Below are 13,981 nucleotides of genomic sequence, written 5' to 3' on the forward strand. Positions count from 1 at the left end.
CTTTCTACTCAGAACAGGGAGAGTTGGGCCGTAGCCGGGGCCGTGGGTATGGCCGTGGGGGGTGTGGTGGTGTTCAGGACGCGGGTGCGCCAGTTCATGGCGTAGGGGAAGCAGTTCGCGCAGTTCTTGTGGGTGTGGCCGGGCATCGGGGGCCGGTGGCGGGCGTGGAGGCTCCAGGCGGCGGAGTCGGCGGAGGCCAGCAGATGGCCCACCCGGTTCAGGCCGAGAGTTTTGAAGCCGAAGCCGTGCAGCCGGAGCCCGTGGGCGGCCATGGCGGTGACGATGGCGGCGCCTTGGGTGGTGGACTGCAACCGGCACACCGACCCCAGCCCCACCGTGGGCTCAGCGGCCAGGTTGACCCCGGCGCGTTCGTAGAGCTCCCGGCACTGCTCGTACTCCGGCACCGTGCTTCCCTGAAGCGTCGGGATGATCCGCAGATCGGGTGCCAGGGAGCGCAGTTCGAGGAAGTTGTTCACGGTGCGCTGCTGGTGTTCGGCAACGCTGAGGCCGGTACCGGCGAAGGTGAGGGGTCCGGCTTGGCCACCGTGGATGATGAGTTCTTCGCACATCCAGTCCTGTCCGGCGGCCCAGTCGTAGGGGCCGACGCACTCCCAGATGCGCCGCAGGTCGTCCACGTACTGGCGGGGGGTGCGGGTCCACGCGCCGTGGCGCTGGAGCTCCGAGAAGCCGCCGGAGTCGACCGCGTAGGGGCCGAGCGCGGGGTAGAGATTGGCGGCGCTGGTGAAGTGCTCGGACTTCAGGAACAGCGGCTTGTCGGTGAGCTTGATCCAGTGGCGTTTGTGGGTGGTCAGGTAGAAGCGCACAGCAGGACCTCTCAGAGGCTTGGCCGGGGCCGGGCAGGAGACGAAGGCTCACCGCCCGGCACCGGAGCGACGGGGAATGGTCAGTCGGTGGGGGCGAGGCCGGAGCCGAGGCAGTTGAGGCAGATGCCGTCCTGCTGGCCGACCGGGCGGCGCTTGCGTCCGACGCGGACCGTGGCGGCGACCATCCCGGACCCGTCACACGGCGAGCAGACAACCGGGGCGGGCGGGGTGTTCTTCGGGGGCTTGGTGGTGGTCCGTCGGGTGGCCATGGCGTTGGTTCCTTCCGGTTCCGGGCATGGGCGGGGTAGGGACCTGGCGCGAGACAGTCACGCCAACTGGTCTTGCGGGATGGGGTGTTAGCTGGTTGCCGGGCGGGGCTTGAGGAGCGGGGAGCCCGGGGCCGGGGCGGCGGAAACGGCCGGCCGGAAGGGTGCCAGAGCGGCAAGGTGCGGGGTGAGGTGCGCGTACTCGTGGCAGACGGCCACGGCTTGGGCGGGGGTCATGGCGGGGGTGCGGATGCGGGACCAGCCGCCAGAGGAGTCCCCGGCCACCGCAATACCGGGACGGTCCGGCGGGATGGTGGTGGCGGCGAAGACCGCTTCGGGGGCGATGTCCCCGAGGGCCATTTCGGCGGTCTGCTTGTCGTTGACCCGGTGCACCACACGCCCGGTGAGCTGAGCCCGCAAGGCGGTGGCTCCCTTGCCGAGGTCGGATCCGAAACGCTGCCCACAGACCTCCAGGAAGATCCCGACCGCGCGGGCCATCTGCGCGAGCCGGATCATCCGCATCACCATCCGGTCCCGCCGCTCCTCATCCTTCTTCACAGCGACGAGGAACAGCTCAGCGACTTCGTCGACCAGGACGACCAGCGGCACCGGCCGCACTTTCGCGGGCAGACCCCACAGATCCGGAACACCGTGGGAGCTGAGGAGGTCGAACCGGTCTTCCATCTCGCCAACGAGGGCTTCCAGCAGGCCGTCGGCCTCGTCCGGGGTGATGGCGAGGGCGGAGAGGCGGGGTGCGTAGCCGCGCTGTTCCACCCCGCGCTTGCAGTCGATGCCGACCAGGCCGACCGGGAGTTTCGCCAGGCCGGAGATGAGGTTGCGCTGATACATCGACTTGCCCGACTGGTTCGCACCGACCGTCAGGGCGTGCGGGACCTGCTGGTAGTCCCGGACGAACGCCGTACCGTCCTCCCGCAAGGCCACCGGCACGACCAGCGGGCCAGCGGGCCAGCGGTGATGTTGCGATGGAGGCGGCGGGGCATCTTCACGCGGCGTAGCACGTCGTAGCCCGTCATCCGGAGCTCCACGAACCCCGGCTTGACCTCGACCACGTGGACGGAGTGGACGCCCCAGGCGTGGCGGAGCCGTTCGGAGGCGGCGGACACGTCGGCAGGCTCCAGACCGGCGGGAAGGCGCAGCGTCGCTCGCATGCCGGTGGTGGAGTAGCGGACTCGGCGGACCTGTGGGGGAACGGGGTGAACGTCCTGGCGGCGGGCCACGTTGCGGACCATGAACGCCCGCAGGCGGGACGGCTGGACCGTCAGCCCGCACACATCCATCGTCGCCCGATACGTCACCGAGAACCGGACCCGGGCGACCGGGGCTCCGACCAGCGACCAGAACACCCGAGGAGAGCGGGCCTTGGCGTAACCGAGGCCACCGGCGGCCGATAAGGCCCCCGCCACCTCGATCACCGTGGACAGGTCCGACATGATCAGGCCCCCAGCGGGGTCACAGCGACCGCGCGGAAGCTGATCCCGTGCCGGGTCTGCCCGTTGAACGTGTTCTCCCAGTCGCGGGCCTTGAGGCCGACGACCGTGACCGGGGTACCGGGGGCCAGGTTCTCCGGGACACCCGTATTCGGCACGGTCACCTGGTACAGGTTGCCCTCACCCTCGTCCGCGACCAGCAGCCCCACCGTCGCGAGCGGGGCACCGGTCTCCCGGTCGATCGCGATCTCACCGGTCTGCTTACTCACGAGCTTCGGCGTCGGAGGCGTCGCCACGAACACGACAGCGGTCGAAACATCGATCTTGAAGGACGGCATGAGCGTCTCCCTCATCGCGGGGGGGGCAGCACGAGAAGCGCCAGCCCCAACTGGCTTGAGCCACTCGCTGGCTTAAGCCAGTTGAGCACGCAATGCGAGGCGCCGTCAAGCTTCTGGCTTGAGCCAGTTGCTACGCTGTCGGTATGACCTCGTCCAAGCCCCCTACTCAGCAGCCAGCAAGCAGGCGCATCGCGGAAGAACTACGCCGGCGGATCCGCGACGGGGAGCTCCCAGCCGGTGAGAAGTTGCCTTCAGAGCGCGCTTTGGCCGAGGAGTACGGGGCGGCTCGGAACACCGCGCGCGAGGCGGTGCGACTGCTTGCGGAGCAAGGTCTCGTGACTGCCAAGCACGGGCGGGGGGTGTTCGTACGCGAACCGCAGAAGCTGTTCAGGTTCGAGAGTGATCGGTACTCGATCAAGAACCGGGAGACCGGGCTAACTCCATTCCGGCTAGAAGCACAGCGCCAAGGCAAGGTGCCCAGGATCGATGTGCTGTACATCGAGCGCGAGACGCCGCCGCTTGACGTGGCCGAACGCCTCGGTGTGCCCTCGGGCGAACAGAGCGTCGTACACCGGGAAAACCACTACTTCGCCGACGACGAACCCGTTCAGATCGTCTCGACCTACCTCCGGTGGGACGAGGTGCAGGGCACCCTGCTCATGCAGCCGAAAACCGGCAAGGACGGAATCTACGGACGGCTTGAGGACCTAGGGCACGTCATGACGCGGGTCCGTGACGAGATCAGCGCACGGATGCCGACGCCAGAGGAAGCCCAGTTTCTCCAATTGCTGCCAGGCGTGCCGGTTCTGGAGGTGCTCCACACCAGCCTTGATCAGGACTCCCAGCCGTTCGAGGTCTCCAGATACGTACACCGAGCCGACCAAACAGGACTGCTCTACGAACTACCGGTCGAATAGACCGCAGTGGAGGGGGAAACGCATGTCAACGGCCACAGTTCGCCCGCGTGAGACAGGTGACCTCACGGAAGCGGCGACCGTCCTCACCGCCGTACACGAATCTGACGGGTACCCAGTCGAAGGGGTGAAGGACCCAGAAGCCTGGCTATCTCCAGAAGGACTTCTGGCGGCATGGGTCGCGGAACTCGATGGGCATGTGGTGGGGCATATCGCTATCAACAGCCCGCAGCCGGGAGAAGAGGTAGCCCGACTCTGGAAGGAAGATAGCGGTGACGACGACTCCCACATCGGAGTCCTAGCCCGACTCTTCGTGGCGCGCGAAGCACGTAAGGCGTCCGTCGGCAAACTCCTCATGGAAGCCGCTACGGCCTACGCCCGAGACAGGCACCTGCGCTTGGTGCTGGAGGTCTTGACGAAGGACGCAGCCGCGATCCGCCTCTATGAACGCCTCGGCTGGCAACGCATCGGTGAAGCCGTCCACACCTTCGGAGGCAAGCAAGTCGACGCCGTCTGCTTCGTGGCACCTGCCTGACGACGAGAGCTGTTACAGGTTTCTCTACCTCATCAAGGCACCCGGCTGCGCTCCGCTCCGCCGGGCGCGCTTCCCGGCTCTGGCTGCGCCCGCGCTCCTGCCTTCGGCCCGCTCGGCGCTGCCGCCGCCGACGCGCGCCCACAACTGGATAGGCCCGGGGGCATGAGACGAGAACCAAGCCCGCGGCTTCACGAGGATGCCTCCGGCGGGGGCGCTCAGACTCCGGGATGGACGGGGCACCGTTCGCGAGTGCCGGCCGGAGCGGGGCGAGCGTCGGGGACTCCCATCCCGACCACCTTCGACCCAGGCAAAGCCGAGCAGCCGCGGCCCAGGGCGTCAAGGTCGTTCGTACAGTGGCGCGCTCCACCTTGACGCCCTGAACCACGACCGCTCCACGGAGTGTGGGTCGAAGGCGGACGGGATGGGAGTTGGGGGGAGTGGTGGGCAGATGTGCCGATGCCCACGCCTTGAGGTACCACCGACCCCAGCAAGCCACACCCCCTGAGCAATCGGCTGACAGCAGGTCAGCCCACGTTCACGGAAAGACTTCCTAGTGCAATAATTGCCCCCTCCAGGGCGTCACGGGGAGGGATGGAAGGGGATGGAAGCCTAGAAACCTTTCCTCCTCGATCCAAAACATCATGAAAAAGTGGGAGTTGCAGTGCCTTACACCATCGAGGAACTTCTCGGCATTGAGAGCGCTACTCTCGAAGCGATGAAAGAACTAAACCCTAAGGTCCACAACGCCGTTAATCACATTGACTATCATCACGAAGACCCCGCGGAAGGTATACCAGAGCCAACCGTAGAAATTCACTTTAACTGGTCCGCTGTTCTCGAGGAGGAGTGGGAAGACGGACCTGATGGCGACCCCCGAGAACTTTGGGTGTACCTGACGCCAAAACGTTGGGAGTTGGCTCACATCCTCGGTGACGGTAACGAAGATTTGCCCATAATCCTCCCCTCTAGCACCGATCCGCGCCAAGCAGCTGAAACACTGGCGAGAGTACTGACTGCCGAAATTCCCATCCCTGCACATCTTCCCCAACCTCACCAGATCTCAGACACGCATTAAGCCAAAAGTGCCCCTCGACCCGAATCGAGGGGCACCAGTTCAGGCAGGGTCGGCTCTACTTAGCATCGACGTCCGAGCAGAGATCCTCCCAGGTGTCGGAGATGACCTTGTTCAGAACGAAGCCGATCGTTGCAGCCGTATTCTGAGCCTGACCCTCGACGATCGTCTTCTTCCCGCCCTCTGTTCCGTCCTTGATCTCCCTTGCCTTCTTCTTTCCGTCCTTATCTAGTTTGTGCCCGGTTACCTCGATCCAATGCTTGCGATACCTGGTCCAGTCAATGGACGAAAGCCGCGTCTTGAGTTCCGCGAGAGACAGTGCAGGAGTTGGAGGGTTGCCCTTCGCATCCTCGACCAGCTTTCGGTCCGCCTCGATCAATTCAGTTGGTGTGGAGTGATCGCTGGAAAGACCCAGGCCGGCACCCAGCGGTTCTAGTTCATGACGCATGACTTCGTGATATGCGAGCGCGATCGCCTTCTGTGCGAATGCCCATCCATGGATGTATAGGCGTCGGTAGGGCTCGTGATGCTTCGGAGTGGGATCTGCCCATTGAGCGCCGAAGGTATCGCCTAGCAGCGTGAGAAAATCTCGACAGTACGGCACAAAACGGTCGACGTGGTGATGCTTAATTTGCTCCGGCTTCTTACCACCTTTGCAAATTACGTTTAGAAGCATCTGATCCATGGTCGAGAGGTCGACAATGAATTTGGTGGCTGTCTCTGAGGTTCCCCCAGTCCGACCATCTGCAAGGCGGCCATCAAAGATGGTTCCCTTAACAGCCTTCTCCCTGATGATGGCGAGCGCAGAGGAGTTGTCGAGGCGAGCGACGAGGTTCTTATTCTTCTTCGACCCGCGTCCGTTTCGATCAGCGAAGCTCTGGCCCGCCTTGAGTTCGTCGACGTTGAGTTCAATCTCAAGGGTGGTGCCGAAGGTGTCGAGCGCGCCTGCCTTAATTGCCAAACCTGTCCCCGCAGCCTGAAAAAGTGCTGCCGTCTGCGTTTGCCCGTCAGACTGCATTACGGGAGATTTAGGCAAGTAGAGCGTCCCGTAGAGAGCCATCTCATTACTCTCATCGTACGCGACGAAGATCGTCTGGCCGAAGACGGAACTCGACTGCCATCCACTTACCGTCGGAAGATAGGCGACACGTTCCCCTCGGATGGCCTCGATGTTGTAGTTCCTGAAGTGCGTCAGGTTGTCCTTCTTCGCTCCTTTGAAATCTGATTGCGTTTGCTGATGCGCCTCGCGCATGCCGATTTCGTCATAGTCATCACCTGGAGGGTTCGCCGGGTTATACCTGACGATTTCGGTGAATTGCCGAAGCGTAGGATGTAGCGTAGCGGTGATTCGATAGTTGGGCGAGGCCCCTTTGAGGGCGAGGATTACACCCGGGATTGCATGGCGCCGCCCGATCTCATGTTGGAACTCATACTTGCTGCCGAGGAACGCTTCCTGAGCAGTCTTGTCGCTCTGGAAACGAACGATCTTGAGGTCGAAGAACTTTGCGTCTTCGGGGATCTCGCTGTCCTGGATGAGGGTAGTGGACGGGATCATCGGAAAGCTCATGAGTGGCACCCTTTTCGTTTTCGACGGGCCGGGAGTTTCGTCATTCCGCAGGTTCAGCCGCGAGCGGAATAAAGGGGATGCTGTCGGCATTTACGACCTGTGATGGCACGCTTCCAGCTCGACGCAGCATGGACGGCAACGTGATCATTTCAATGCCGAGATTGAGGGTCTCGTTAGTCTCAACGATCGAATCGGCGAATTCGAAGGCGGCGAGAACAGCGCGAACTTGTCGGCCAGGTGAGCTCTTACGCTCCATGGCCAGATAGGTGAGCACTTGCCCCAACCCGTTGTAGTCAGCCTGAATTTTGAATTCCCAGACTCGCAGAACATTGTCCGTATCAACGGTCTTCATATCAACACGAAGGCCGACCGCCTGATACGTCAACTCCGTCCGGATCAGGCGCTCCTGTGGCCGGAAGTCCTCGAGCCGTCGTGCGTAGGTGTCCCGGATGGCGCACTCATGAGCGTACCCATCTGCGAGATCCCTTGCCACATCTCCCCCTTGCTTGCTGCTCTCTTGAAGAGACGTCAGCTTCTCAGCGCGATGATGGCATGTCAAACCCCGCTGGTAGAAGCGGCTTAGGCAAGGGAGAGCTCTCATCCGTCAGAATCGGAACATGGGGACCTCGTATGGGGCGACCATGGATCACTTATGGAGTGGGCTTGCCGCCAAGCGCCGTCGTGATGGCTTGGCCAGCACAGGCGCATAGCCCACAACAGCCCTCCGGAGTCGTGTGCACCAAAGGCCGACGCTGATGAACTGCGCGTCGGCCCCGCCGACGTGGGTTGACGAACTGCTCATGGGGCTGGGTTGAGGCGCGCCAATCCCGCGCACCGGGAGCCATGCCAGGTGAGTGTCTAACTGCGTGACAACGCCCACGGACAACGGCGAACAAGCCGGGACGTCTGCGGACTATCAGCGCAGGGGGGCGCCACTTCGGTCGACGGAGCCGCTTCCCGTCGTCGACTCCCCAGCGGTCCCCAAGACGACCTCACAAACGATGCAGGGGCCCGATCCGCGATGCGGATCAGGCCCCTGACCTGGTGTTTCAGCTGTCGGGGTGGCGGGATTTGAACCCACGACCTCTTCGTCCCGAAGCAACTGGGGCCTGGGCTCAGCCATGGGCTCGCGCGGCCTTTAAGCGCATCACATACAGCAGGGTGTTGCGGGACGTCGGCCACATACGCCACCCGACGAGTGGCTTCCCGTCCTCAAGGGCAGGAAGCCACTTCAAAGCCCAGCGGATGGCTTTTTCGGATGCCAGTCCGCTCAGACCAGTCGTACTCCACGAACTCGGCGGGAACCTGCCCACAGGGGGCGTAGACGCTGATGAACAGCGTCGTGGTCAAGTCGTTCCACTGCACGTCGACCATGTCGCCGCCCACCGGATCTTCAAAACGGAAGCCCAGTTCGCGGAACGTTGCTCCTGCACGGCCGCCTTCATGAGTGAGCTTCCAACCCTTCTGCACCAGCCGCTGGCGCACGCGTTCCTGCGCGTCTCGGGCGGTGGCTTCGGGGACGTCGGGCACGCTCCAGTCGAGACCGAAGCTGCGGACGTCGCTTCGCGCATCGTCAATGTGGGCGAGGCCCCTCAGCCCGCGGTAGTAACAGGCGCCGGTATCGACCCTGCCCCCATCCGCGGCGTGATTCTCGGGCAGCGCGAAGTCGTCGTACACCTCGTCGGACCGGGACTTGAGCCGTTGCGCGACCGTGTCGGGGTCGGCCGAGGGATACGGCGCGCCGTTCCACACAGCGTTCCCCGCCACCACGACACCGACCAGCAGCGCCACCATCACCAGCCCTGTGACGGCATACAGGACGGACCGCCCGGAGGTCCGGGCTCTACGCACAGGGCTCTGGAGCATGCATGTGACGGTAGGAGCCGGCATCGCGCGGCGCATGAGTAGCCGTACCCAGGAGAGTTCTGGAACACCCACGAAGTCGGATACCGAAGCGACGAACGCGGAGAGCCACTGGCAGAGGGCTTCCACGCATTCGATGTCGCTCACCGCGCGGTCTCGCAGCGCCGGGTCTCGCTCTCGTGCAGACACACCGAGGTCCACTGCGCGAAGCCGGTCTGCCCAGGGCAGTGCGTGACGTTGACGAACGTTGATCAAGCACGCATGGAGTCAGCCCTCAGGGCATCACAGGCCCCAGCCACGGAGCACGGAGCACGGAGATGAGCTCAGACTCCGCGATCGAATCCCTACGCGGACCATGACTCCTCCAGGATTTCTTCGATGATCCGCGTCCACTCCGGTTCCTCGGCCGCAAACGGGATCGGATCGAAGGAGTTGATCTGCTCTTTGAAATGGGTTTCCAGTTGATCAAGGTCTGCGCCTGAACGACAGGCGTCTGCGAATTCCTGAAAAGCGAGAAGAGTGTAGACGAGCGACTCCACATCCCGATGGAGTTGCACATACGCGTCGAGAGGTTCCCCTTCCGGGAAGGCGTACACCTTCCCGTCCGCCGGGTCCAGCGCGATGACCATGTAGGAGAACCAGCCCAGCTCAAGCCAGTTCTCGCACTGCGAGGGAAGTCCCTCCTCATGATGCGCATATTTTTCCGAGAGCAGGATCGGCGTACCCTCGGCTCGCGTCATGAATTGCTCATCGTGCGGCAATCCGACAGAACTCAGAAAGTTCGCCGTTTTCTCATGGAGATACACATCGGTTTCGTAACGCGGAAAATAAACAACACCAGTGATTCCGTATCGACCAATCAGCTCTTCGGACGTGATTGCGTGACGCATAGCCAGACCTTACTTGTTTACCCTCGAATTATCGACCATGGGCGATCTTCAGATCAGCCACATAATCCCTGTGTTCTCGGTTGCGTTGATGCAGGGAGGAAACGGACGCATCATAGTCGGCGACGTGGTGCACCGCCGTGGAGCCGAAATGGAGGTCCAGCCACCTGTCGCAACTGGGCCTTTTCTGGCACGGCTCTCGCTCGGTAAAGACTTCCTTCAGCCCTGACTTTTTTTCGTTATGCATTATCGGGTAACCAATTGAGCGTTCCGAGTGGAGCTTGTTTGGTTCACTGTAGCCGACGAGTATGCTTTCCCCTCTGCCACCGGGGTCGACATAGCGCCCTGCCGCGTAGTTGCTGCCCCCGTAGTCGTTCCGCGCAAAGCGGGCCAATTGAGTTGCCTGGCCCAGCCGGTCGGAATACGGATCAACCTTGGTCGAAGTCACCTTACCCTTATGAGTGCCAGGTACCCCGGACTCCTCCTGTTCGCGTCTCGAACCCGGTCGCCAGGCCTTGCCATCATTGGTGATTCCACCCAACCGCTCCTCGTCCACCCTGTCCAGGGGTTTGAGGTCACCGTTGGGCAGAAGGCGTTCTATTGTTCCGTCTGTCGCCAGCAAGTAGGTGCGGACGTCATCATCATCCTTTCCGCACTTATCGAAGTCGCGCTCGCGATCCTTGTCGTTGCCCTTGTGGTCCCGTTTGCTCTTGTCTATCTTCCCGCCATGGTCCTCAAGGGTCTTGACCATGTCGTCGGCCTTCTTTTCGACCGCGTCTTCAGCCTTGTCCATGACGGTGGCGAGCTTATGGAAGCGGCTGTCCTTCTTGACGGACGTTTTGCGCTGTGCGCCACCGTCCTTGAATGAACCTTTCTTCTTGTCGAAGTTGTCGGCGGTCTTCTTGTAGTCACCGGATTCCCGGTCAAATTCGTCGAACTCGATGACCAGGTCTTGAGCCATGTCCGCGCTACCCGACGCCATGACGTCATAGGTGCTGCCGCCGCCGAGCCGGTCGCTGAACAGCGTCTCGATCTCCGCGAGTATCCTGTCCTCGATCTTGTCCGTGACGACCGCCGTGATCTGGCCTATCGCGTAGTCGATGGCCTCCTGGATGATGAGGCGGGCGGCACCGATGGCAGCAGCGGAGACAAGACCGCTGATCCCGGCGGTGAAGAACATGCCGACAACCCCTGCGGTGGCCGCGGCCGCCGTGGCTGTGAGCTTGGCGATGATCGCGATCTTGCAGGTCAGGATTAGGCCGGCGCATTCATCGAGCGCGCCGGCCAAGTCGTCGCACCCGTCGGCGAACGTAGCGAGGTCCCGAGTGGTGAGCTTGCCCCAGCGGCGGTCTATCGCTGTGACGGTTTCTCCCCTGCTCTTGCCTGCCACGATGTGCGAGCAGGCGTTATTGCCCTCCTTGACCGCATCACGTATGCCTTCGGCCAGGTCTCGGTAGTCCTTCGCCGAGGCTTTGACCTCGTCCTCGTCTATCTGGGGCCAGTCGATGCCTACAAGGTCCAGTACCTCGACGAGATCGTCGGGCAGCTTCTTCCCCATGCGTGAATCCCCCCGAGACAGAGCAACCATTCCAGGTTCAACAGTGCCTGAATGCTCGTCAACTTGAAGGGGTGAGGATGCTGTGAATCAAACCCGCCGGCAAGGTCAGCTGCTGTCAGTGTGCTGGAGCGAGGCGGACCAGCGCCTCGTCCGTGCCGATGACAAGGGAGCGGTCCGCGAGGATGACCACAGCGCGGACAGGAGGCCCCGGTCGAAAACCCACTACTTCGCCACCGTCGAAGCGGTGGAGTTCGACGAGGCCATCCTCCCAGGCGACCACCAGCGCCGGTCCTTCACGGGTGTCCGACGCGTGCAGCGCCACCACGGGACAGCGGCGCGCGGCGAGCGGCGCGGCCATGGGCTCGTGGCCCGGCGCCCAGGCTCGCACCGTTCCGTCCGCGCCCCCGCTGTAGACCAACGGCGCGACGCCGCCGGCCTCGCCCTCGGCTCTGACGTTCAGCGTCGAAAGGGCTGCGACGCGTCCGGCATGCGAACGCGCTGACTCAGTGGTCTCGCCGAAGGTGCGCACCCGGCCCTCGGCGTCACCGAGAACCACTACCGGCTGCTCACCGGGTGTCGCCGCCAGGGCCGTTCCCGAGTGCTCCCGCAACTCGCCTATGTGGTCGGCCTGATGAGGCGTGTCGTTCAGCAACGCTTCGAGACCGGAGGCGGCCGGACGCACGGCCCGCGATCGCTCCACATGCACTCGGCCCCAGTCGTCCAGCAGCAAGACCGTCCCGTCCGGCAGTACGGACATCGCGGCGCACTGTGTGGCCGAGGGTGTGAACCGCCCACGTGGACCGGCATCCGAGGCATTGAGTACGTGCACCGTGCCGCGGTGATCCGCTGACAGCAAGCAGTTGTCAAGCGGCCCTGATCCCCTCGCCAGCGCGGCCACCGGGCCGGGCCACGGCGGTGATACGTCTCCCCTGACCCGATTCCACGCCACGCGCCAGGGCGCTTCCTCGGCCAGGACCGCGAGAGCTTGACGGAGTCGGGGGTCGGCGCCGTCTCCGAGGGCGGCCAGGAGGACCAGCGCGCGTGAGGCCTCGTCCTGCTCGCGGCACAGGGACTGCCCTGCCCTCAGCCACGCCGTCCGCAAGCCTCCGTGGTCTTCGGAGTCTGCTTCGTAGGCAGCAGTGACGACCCAAGGGTCGGCCGCGCAGACCGACGCCGGTTCAGCCAGATCCACCGGCGCGGGCGCCTCGGCGACGGCTGGGTTCCGATCAACGTCGGAGGACAGTCCAGCCCTCCAGGTCTCAAGGCGTTCCGGGTCTGTCCACCGCTCCAGATCCAGGTTCAGCTCGGCCGCGTTCGTTTCTCTCAGGAGCGCGTGGGCAGCGCTGTCCGTCCGTGTTTCGGCGATCAGCTTGAGGTGTGGCAACTGTGCCAGTGCCCGTACGAGTTCGGCGACCGGCCGGGTGGCGAGGTCCGGCAGGACGATCACGGTGCGTCGCGGATCAGCTGTCAGAACCTCCACCAGCTCATCCGGGGCACGCGCCACCACGCCCAATTGGTCGGCCAGCGCCCATACCGTTCCCAGCAGGCTCTCCCCGGACCGCGGGACCACGGCGTGCACACGCCGGCTCACCGGCGTCCCTTCACGGCTCCCATGCGCGACAAGCCAGGCCAGCAGTGTCGACTTCCCGCAGCGCTCGGATCCGGACACCAGGCAGATTCCCGGTGCTTGAGCGTCGGCGAGCCAGCCCAGCAGTGCCGCGGCGGCGGGCTCGCGACCTGCCGCGGGACGATCCCAGCGAGTCACTGACGCCTCGCCTGTTCGGCCGCGTAGGTGATGAGCGCCTTCAACCCTTCCTCCCGGGACTCCGCCGTATCTCCGTAGTCGAAGCTGTGAGTGAACTCGGCGGTGGGAAAGGTCGTGTGGAGCCAGACCGCGCAGTAGTGACCAGGCATGAGGCACGGTTCGAGCTCACAGTAGACCCGGCGTACCCGGCTCGGGTCCACGCCGTCAGCCGACAGGCGTCGCCAGATCCTTTCCTCGGGATGGGGCAGCCCTGGTCCGGTCGCCTCCGTCACGACCTTCTCCTTCCCCGCCTCGTCGATGTATTCGAATGCGGCTGAGAAGGGGAAGTTGAGCGTGTGGCGGACATCGTCCAGGACGCGAGGCCACCAGCTCTCCCTTTCGGCGAAAGCCGCGGGGTCGACCCGTCGCAGCTCCGCGTTCAACTCTCGGAAAGTGGCTGCCGCGTCCACCGGCCCGGAGGACGCGGCGATGACGGGCAGGGCTCGGTCCAGCGCCAGTAGTGACGCGCCGAGCGTCGACAGGTCTGTGTTCACGAACATGTCCTCGGCGACGTCCTCAAGGACAACCGCCTGCACCGCACCGTCCGGTCGCACACAGAGATGCGCGAGGCCATCGCTGGCGATACGCGGCCATGTCTCAAGCTCTCTCGGGGGCTGAGGCAGTCCCAGGCGTACGGCGACAACGCCCAGTGTCGTCCCTTCGGCGGCCTCCGGGGCCTGGAAGTAAGGGGCGACGCTCTGCGGGATGCCGGTCTCTTCCAAGTACGTCCGAGCGGTCTCCGGCAGCTCCGCCCCCAGCAGACTCCCCCGTCCCACTCGACGCATGCCGTCCCGGCCGAAGTGCTGGACCAGTGGCTCCGGGCGATCCGGGGTGTGGGATGACATGGATACCTCACGACAGACTCGGCTTACCGGCGTCGACGACCCTAGTCGGTAACCTCGCGC

Annotated in this window: 13 protein-coding genes and 1 pseudogene; 3 read left to right on the top strand and 11 right to left on the bottom strand. The window is 63.9% G+C overall.

Translation table 11 applies throughout. From position 1 onward, the window contains the following. Positions 1–8 precede the first annotated feature (8 nt). From ACIOGX_RS11650 to ACIOGX_RS11665, 4 genes and pseudogenes are all read right to left on the bottom strand, one after another. Positions 9–824 (bottom strand): hypothetical protein, encoded by an 816-nt coding sequence (locus ACIOGX_RS11650; RefSeq protein ID WP_401912292.1) that lies wholly within the window; start codon positions 822–824, stop codon positions 9–11. Positions 825–904: 80 nt separating this feature from the next. Beyond that, complete coding sequence (locus ACIOGX_RS11655) at positions 905–1,093, bottom strand: hypothetical protein (protein ID WP_401912295.1); 189 nt, start codon at positions 1,091–1,093, stop codon at positions 905–907. Between the two features lie 87 nt (positions 1,094–1,180). After that, positions 1,181–2,541: pseudogene (locus ACIOGX_RS11660) on the bottom strand (FtsK/SpoIIIE domain-containing protein). 2 nt (positions 2,542–2,543) lie between these two features. Next, positions 2,544–2,876 carry a hypothetical protein gene (locus ACIOGX_RS11665; RefSeq protein ID WP_007452857.1) on the bottom strand — a complete coding sequence of 111 codons (333 nt, stop codon included), beginning with the start codon at positions 2,874–2,876 and terminating at the stop codon, positions 2,544–2,546. A gap of 143 nt (positions 2,877–3,019) precedes the next feature. Here ACIOGX_RS11665 and ACIOGX_RS11670 point away from each other — a divergent pair, with 143 nt between their 5' ends. The 3 genes from ACIOGX_RS11670 to ACIOGX_RS11680 all read left to right on the top strand — a co-directional run bounded on the left by ACIOGX_RS11670 (position 3,020) and on the right by ACIOGX_RS11680 (position 5,400). Beyond that, complete coding sequence (locus ACIOGX_RS11670) at positions 3,020–3,793, top strand: GntR family transcriptional regulator (RefSeq protein ID WP_401912297.1); 774 nt, start codon at positions 3,020–3,022, stop codon at positions 3,791–3,793. A 22-nt stretch (positions 3,794–3,815) separates the two neighbouring features. Continuing rightward, entirely contained in the window at positions 3,816–4,325 is a 510-nt protein-coding gene (locus ACIOGX_RS11675; RefSeq protein WP_401912299.1) for a GNAT family N-acetyltransferase, read from the top strand. A 661-nt stretch (positions 4,326–4,986) separates the two neighbouring features. Continuing rightward, complete coding sequence (locus ACIOGX_RS11680; protein ID WP_401912301.1) at positions 4,987–5,400, top strand: hypothetical protein; 414 nt, start codon at positions 4,987–4,989, stop codon at positions 5,398–5,400. A gap of 55 nt (positions 5,401–5,455) precedes the next feature. Here the strand turns inward: ACIOGX_RS11680 and ACIOGX_RS11685 are convergent, their stop codons facing one another. The 7 genes from ACIOGX_RS11685 to ACIOGX_RS11715 form a co-directional block, all read right to left on the bottom strand. After that, a complete protein-coding gene (locus ACIOGX_RS11685; protein WP_401912303.1) occupies positions 5,456–6,964 on the bottom strand; it encodes a hypothetical protein in 1,509 nt (502 codons plus the stop codon). A 40-nt stretch (positions 6,965–7,004) separates the two neighbouring features. Continuing rightward, positions 7,005–7,457: a hypothetical protein gene (locus ACIOGX_RS11690; protein ID WP_401912305.1), complete on the bottom strand. Its 453-nt coding sequence runs from the start codon at positions 7,455–7,457 to the stop codon at positions 7,005–7,007. 719 nt (positions 7,458–8,176) lie between these two features. Then, positions 8,177–8,974 carry a hypothetical protein gene (locus ACIOGX_RS11695; RefSeq protein ID WP_401912308.1) on the bottom strand — a complete coding sequence of 266 codons (798 nt, stop codon included), beginning with the start codon at positions 8,972–8,974 and terminating at the stop codon, positions 8,177–8,179. 197 nt (positions 8,975–9,171) lie between these two features. Continuing rightward, complete coding sequence (locus ACIOGX_RS11700; RefSeq protein ID WP_401912310.1) at positions 9,172–9,717, bottom strand: SUKH-4 family immunity protein; 546 nt, start codon at positions 9,715–9,717, stop codon at positions 9,172–9,174. Between the two features lie 28 nt (positions 9,718–9,745). Further along, positions 9,746–11,272 carry a nucleic acid/nucleotide deaminase domain-containing protein gene (locus tag ACIOGX_RS11705; RefSeq protein WP_401912312.1) on the bottom strand — a complete coding sequence of 509 codons (1,527 nt, stop codon included), beginning with the start codon at positions 11,270–11,272 and terminating at the stop codon, positions 9,746–9,748. A 115-nt stretch (positions 11,273–11,387) separates the two neighbouring features. Further along, positions 11,388–12,941: a hypothetical protein gene (locus tag ACIOGX_RS11710; protein ID WP_401912315.1), complete on the bottom strand. Its 1,554-nt coding sequence runs from the start codon at positions 12,939–12,941 to the stop codon at positions 11,388–11,390. Positions 12,942–13,033: 92 nt separating this feature from the next. Beyond that, a complete protein-coding gene (locus ACIOGX_RS11715; protein WP_401912318.1) occupies positions 13,034–13,921 on the bottom strand; it encodes a nucleic acid/nucleotide deaminase domain-containing protein in 888 nt (295 codons plus the stop codon). Between the last annotated feature and the right edge of the window lie 60 nt (positions 13,922–13,981).

Source organism: Streptomyces sp. NPDC088147 (genome assembly GCF_044741565.1).
Lineage (GTDB): Bacteria > Actinomycetota > Actinomycetes > Streptomycetales > Streptomycetaceae > Streptomyces.

Excerpts from the sequence above, each read along its gene's own strand:
- ACIOGX_RS11705 (WP_401912312.1), bottom strand. The coding sequence starts at position 11,272 with ATGGGGAAGAAGCTGCCCGACGATCTCGTCGAGGTACTGGACCTTGTA.
- ACIOGX_RS11670 (WP_401912297.1), top strand. The coding sequence starts at position 3,020 with ATGACCTCGTCCAAGCCCCCTACTCAGCAGCCAGCAAGCAGGCGCATC.
- ACIOGX_RS11675 (WP_401912299.1), top strand. The coding sequence starts at position 3,816 with ATGTCAACGGCCACAGTTCGCCCGCGTGAGACAGGTGACCTCACGGAA.
- ACIOGX_RS11655 (WP_401912295.1), bottom strand. The coding sequence starts at position 1,093 with ATGGCCACCCGACGGACCACCACCAAGCCCCCGAAGAACACCCCGCCC.
- ACIOGX_RS11685 (WP_401912303.1), bottom strand. The coding sequence starts at position 6,964 with ATGAGCTTTCCGATGATCCCGTCCACTACCCTCATCCAGGACAGCGAG.
- ACIOGX_RS11700 (WP_401912310.1), bottom strand. The coding sequence starts at position 9,717 with ATGCGTCACGCAATCACGTCCGAAGAGCTGATTGGTCGATACGGAATC.
- ACIOGX_RS11715 (WP_401912318.1), bottom strand. The coding sequence starts at position 13,921 with ATGTCATCCCACACCCCGGATCGCCCGGAGCCACTGGTCCAGCACTTC.
- ACIOGX_RS11665 (WP_007452857.1), bottom strand. The coding sequence starts at position 2,876 with ATGCCGTCCTTCAAGATCGATGTTTCGACCGCTGTCGTGTTCGTGGCG.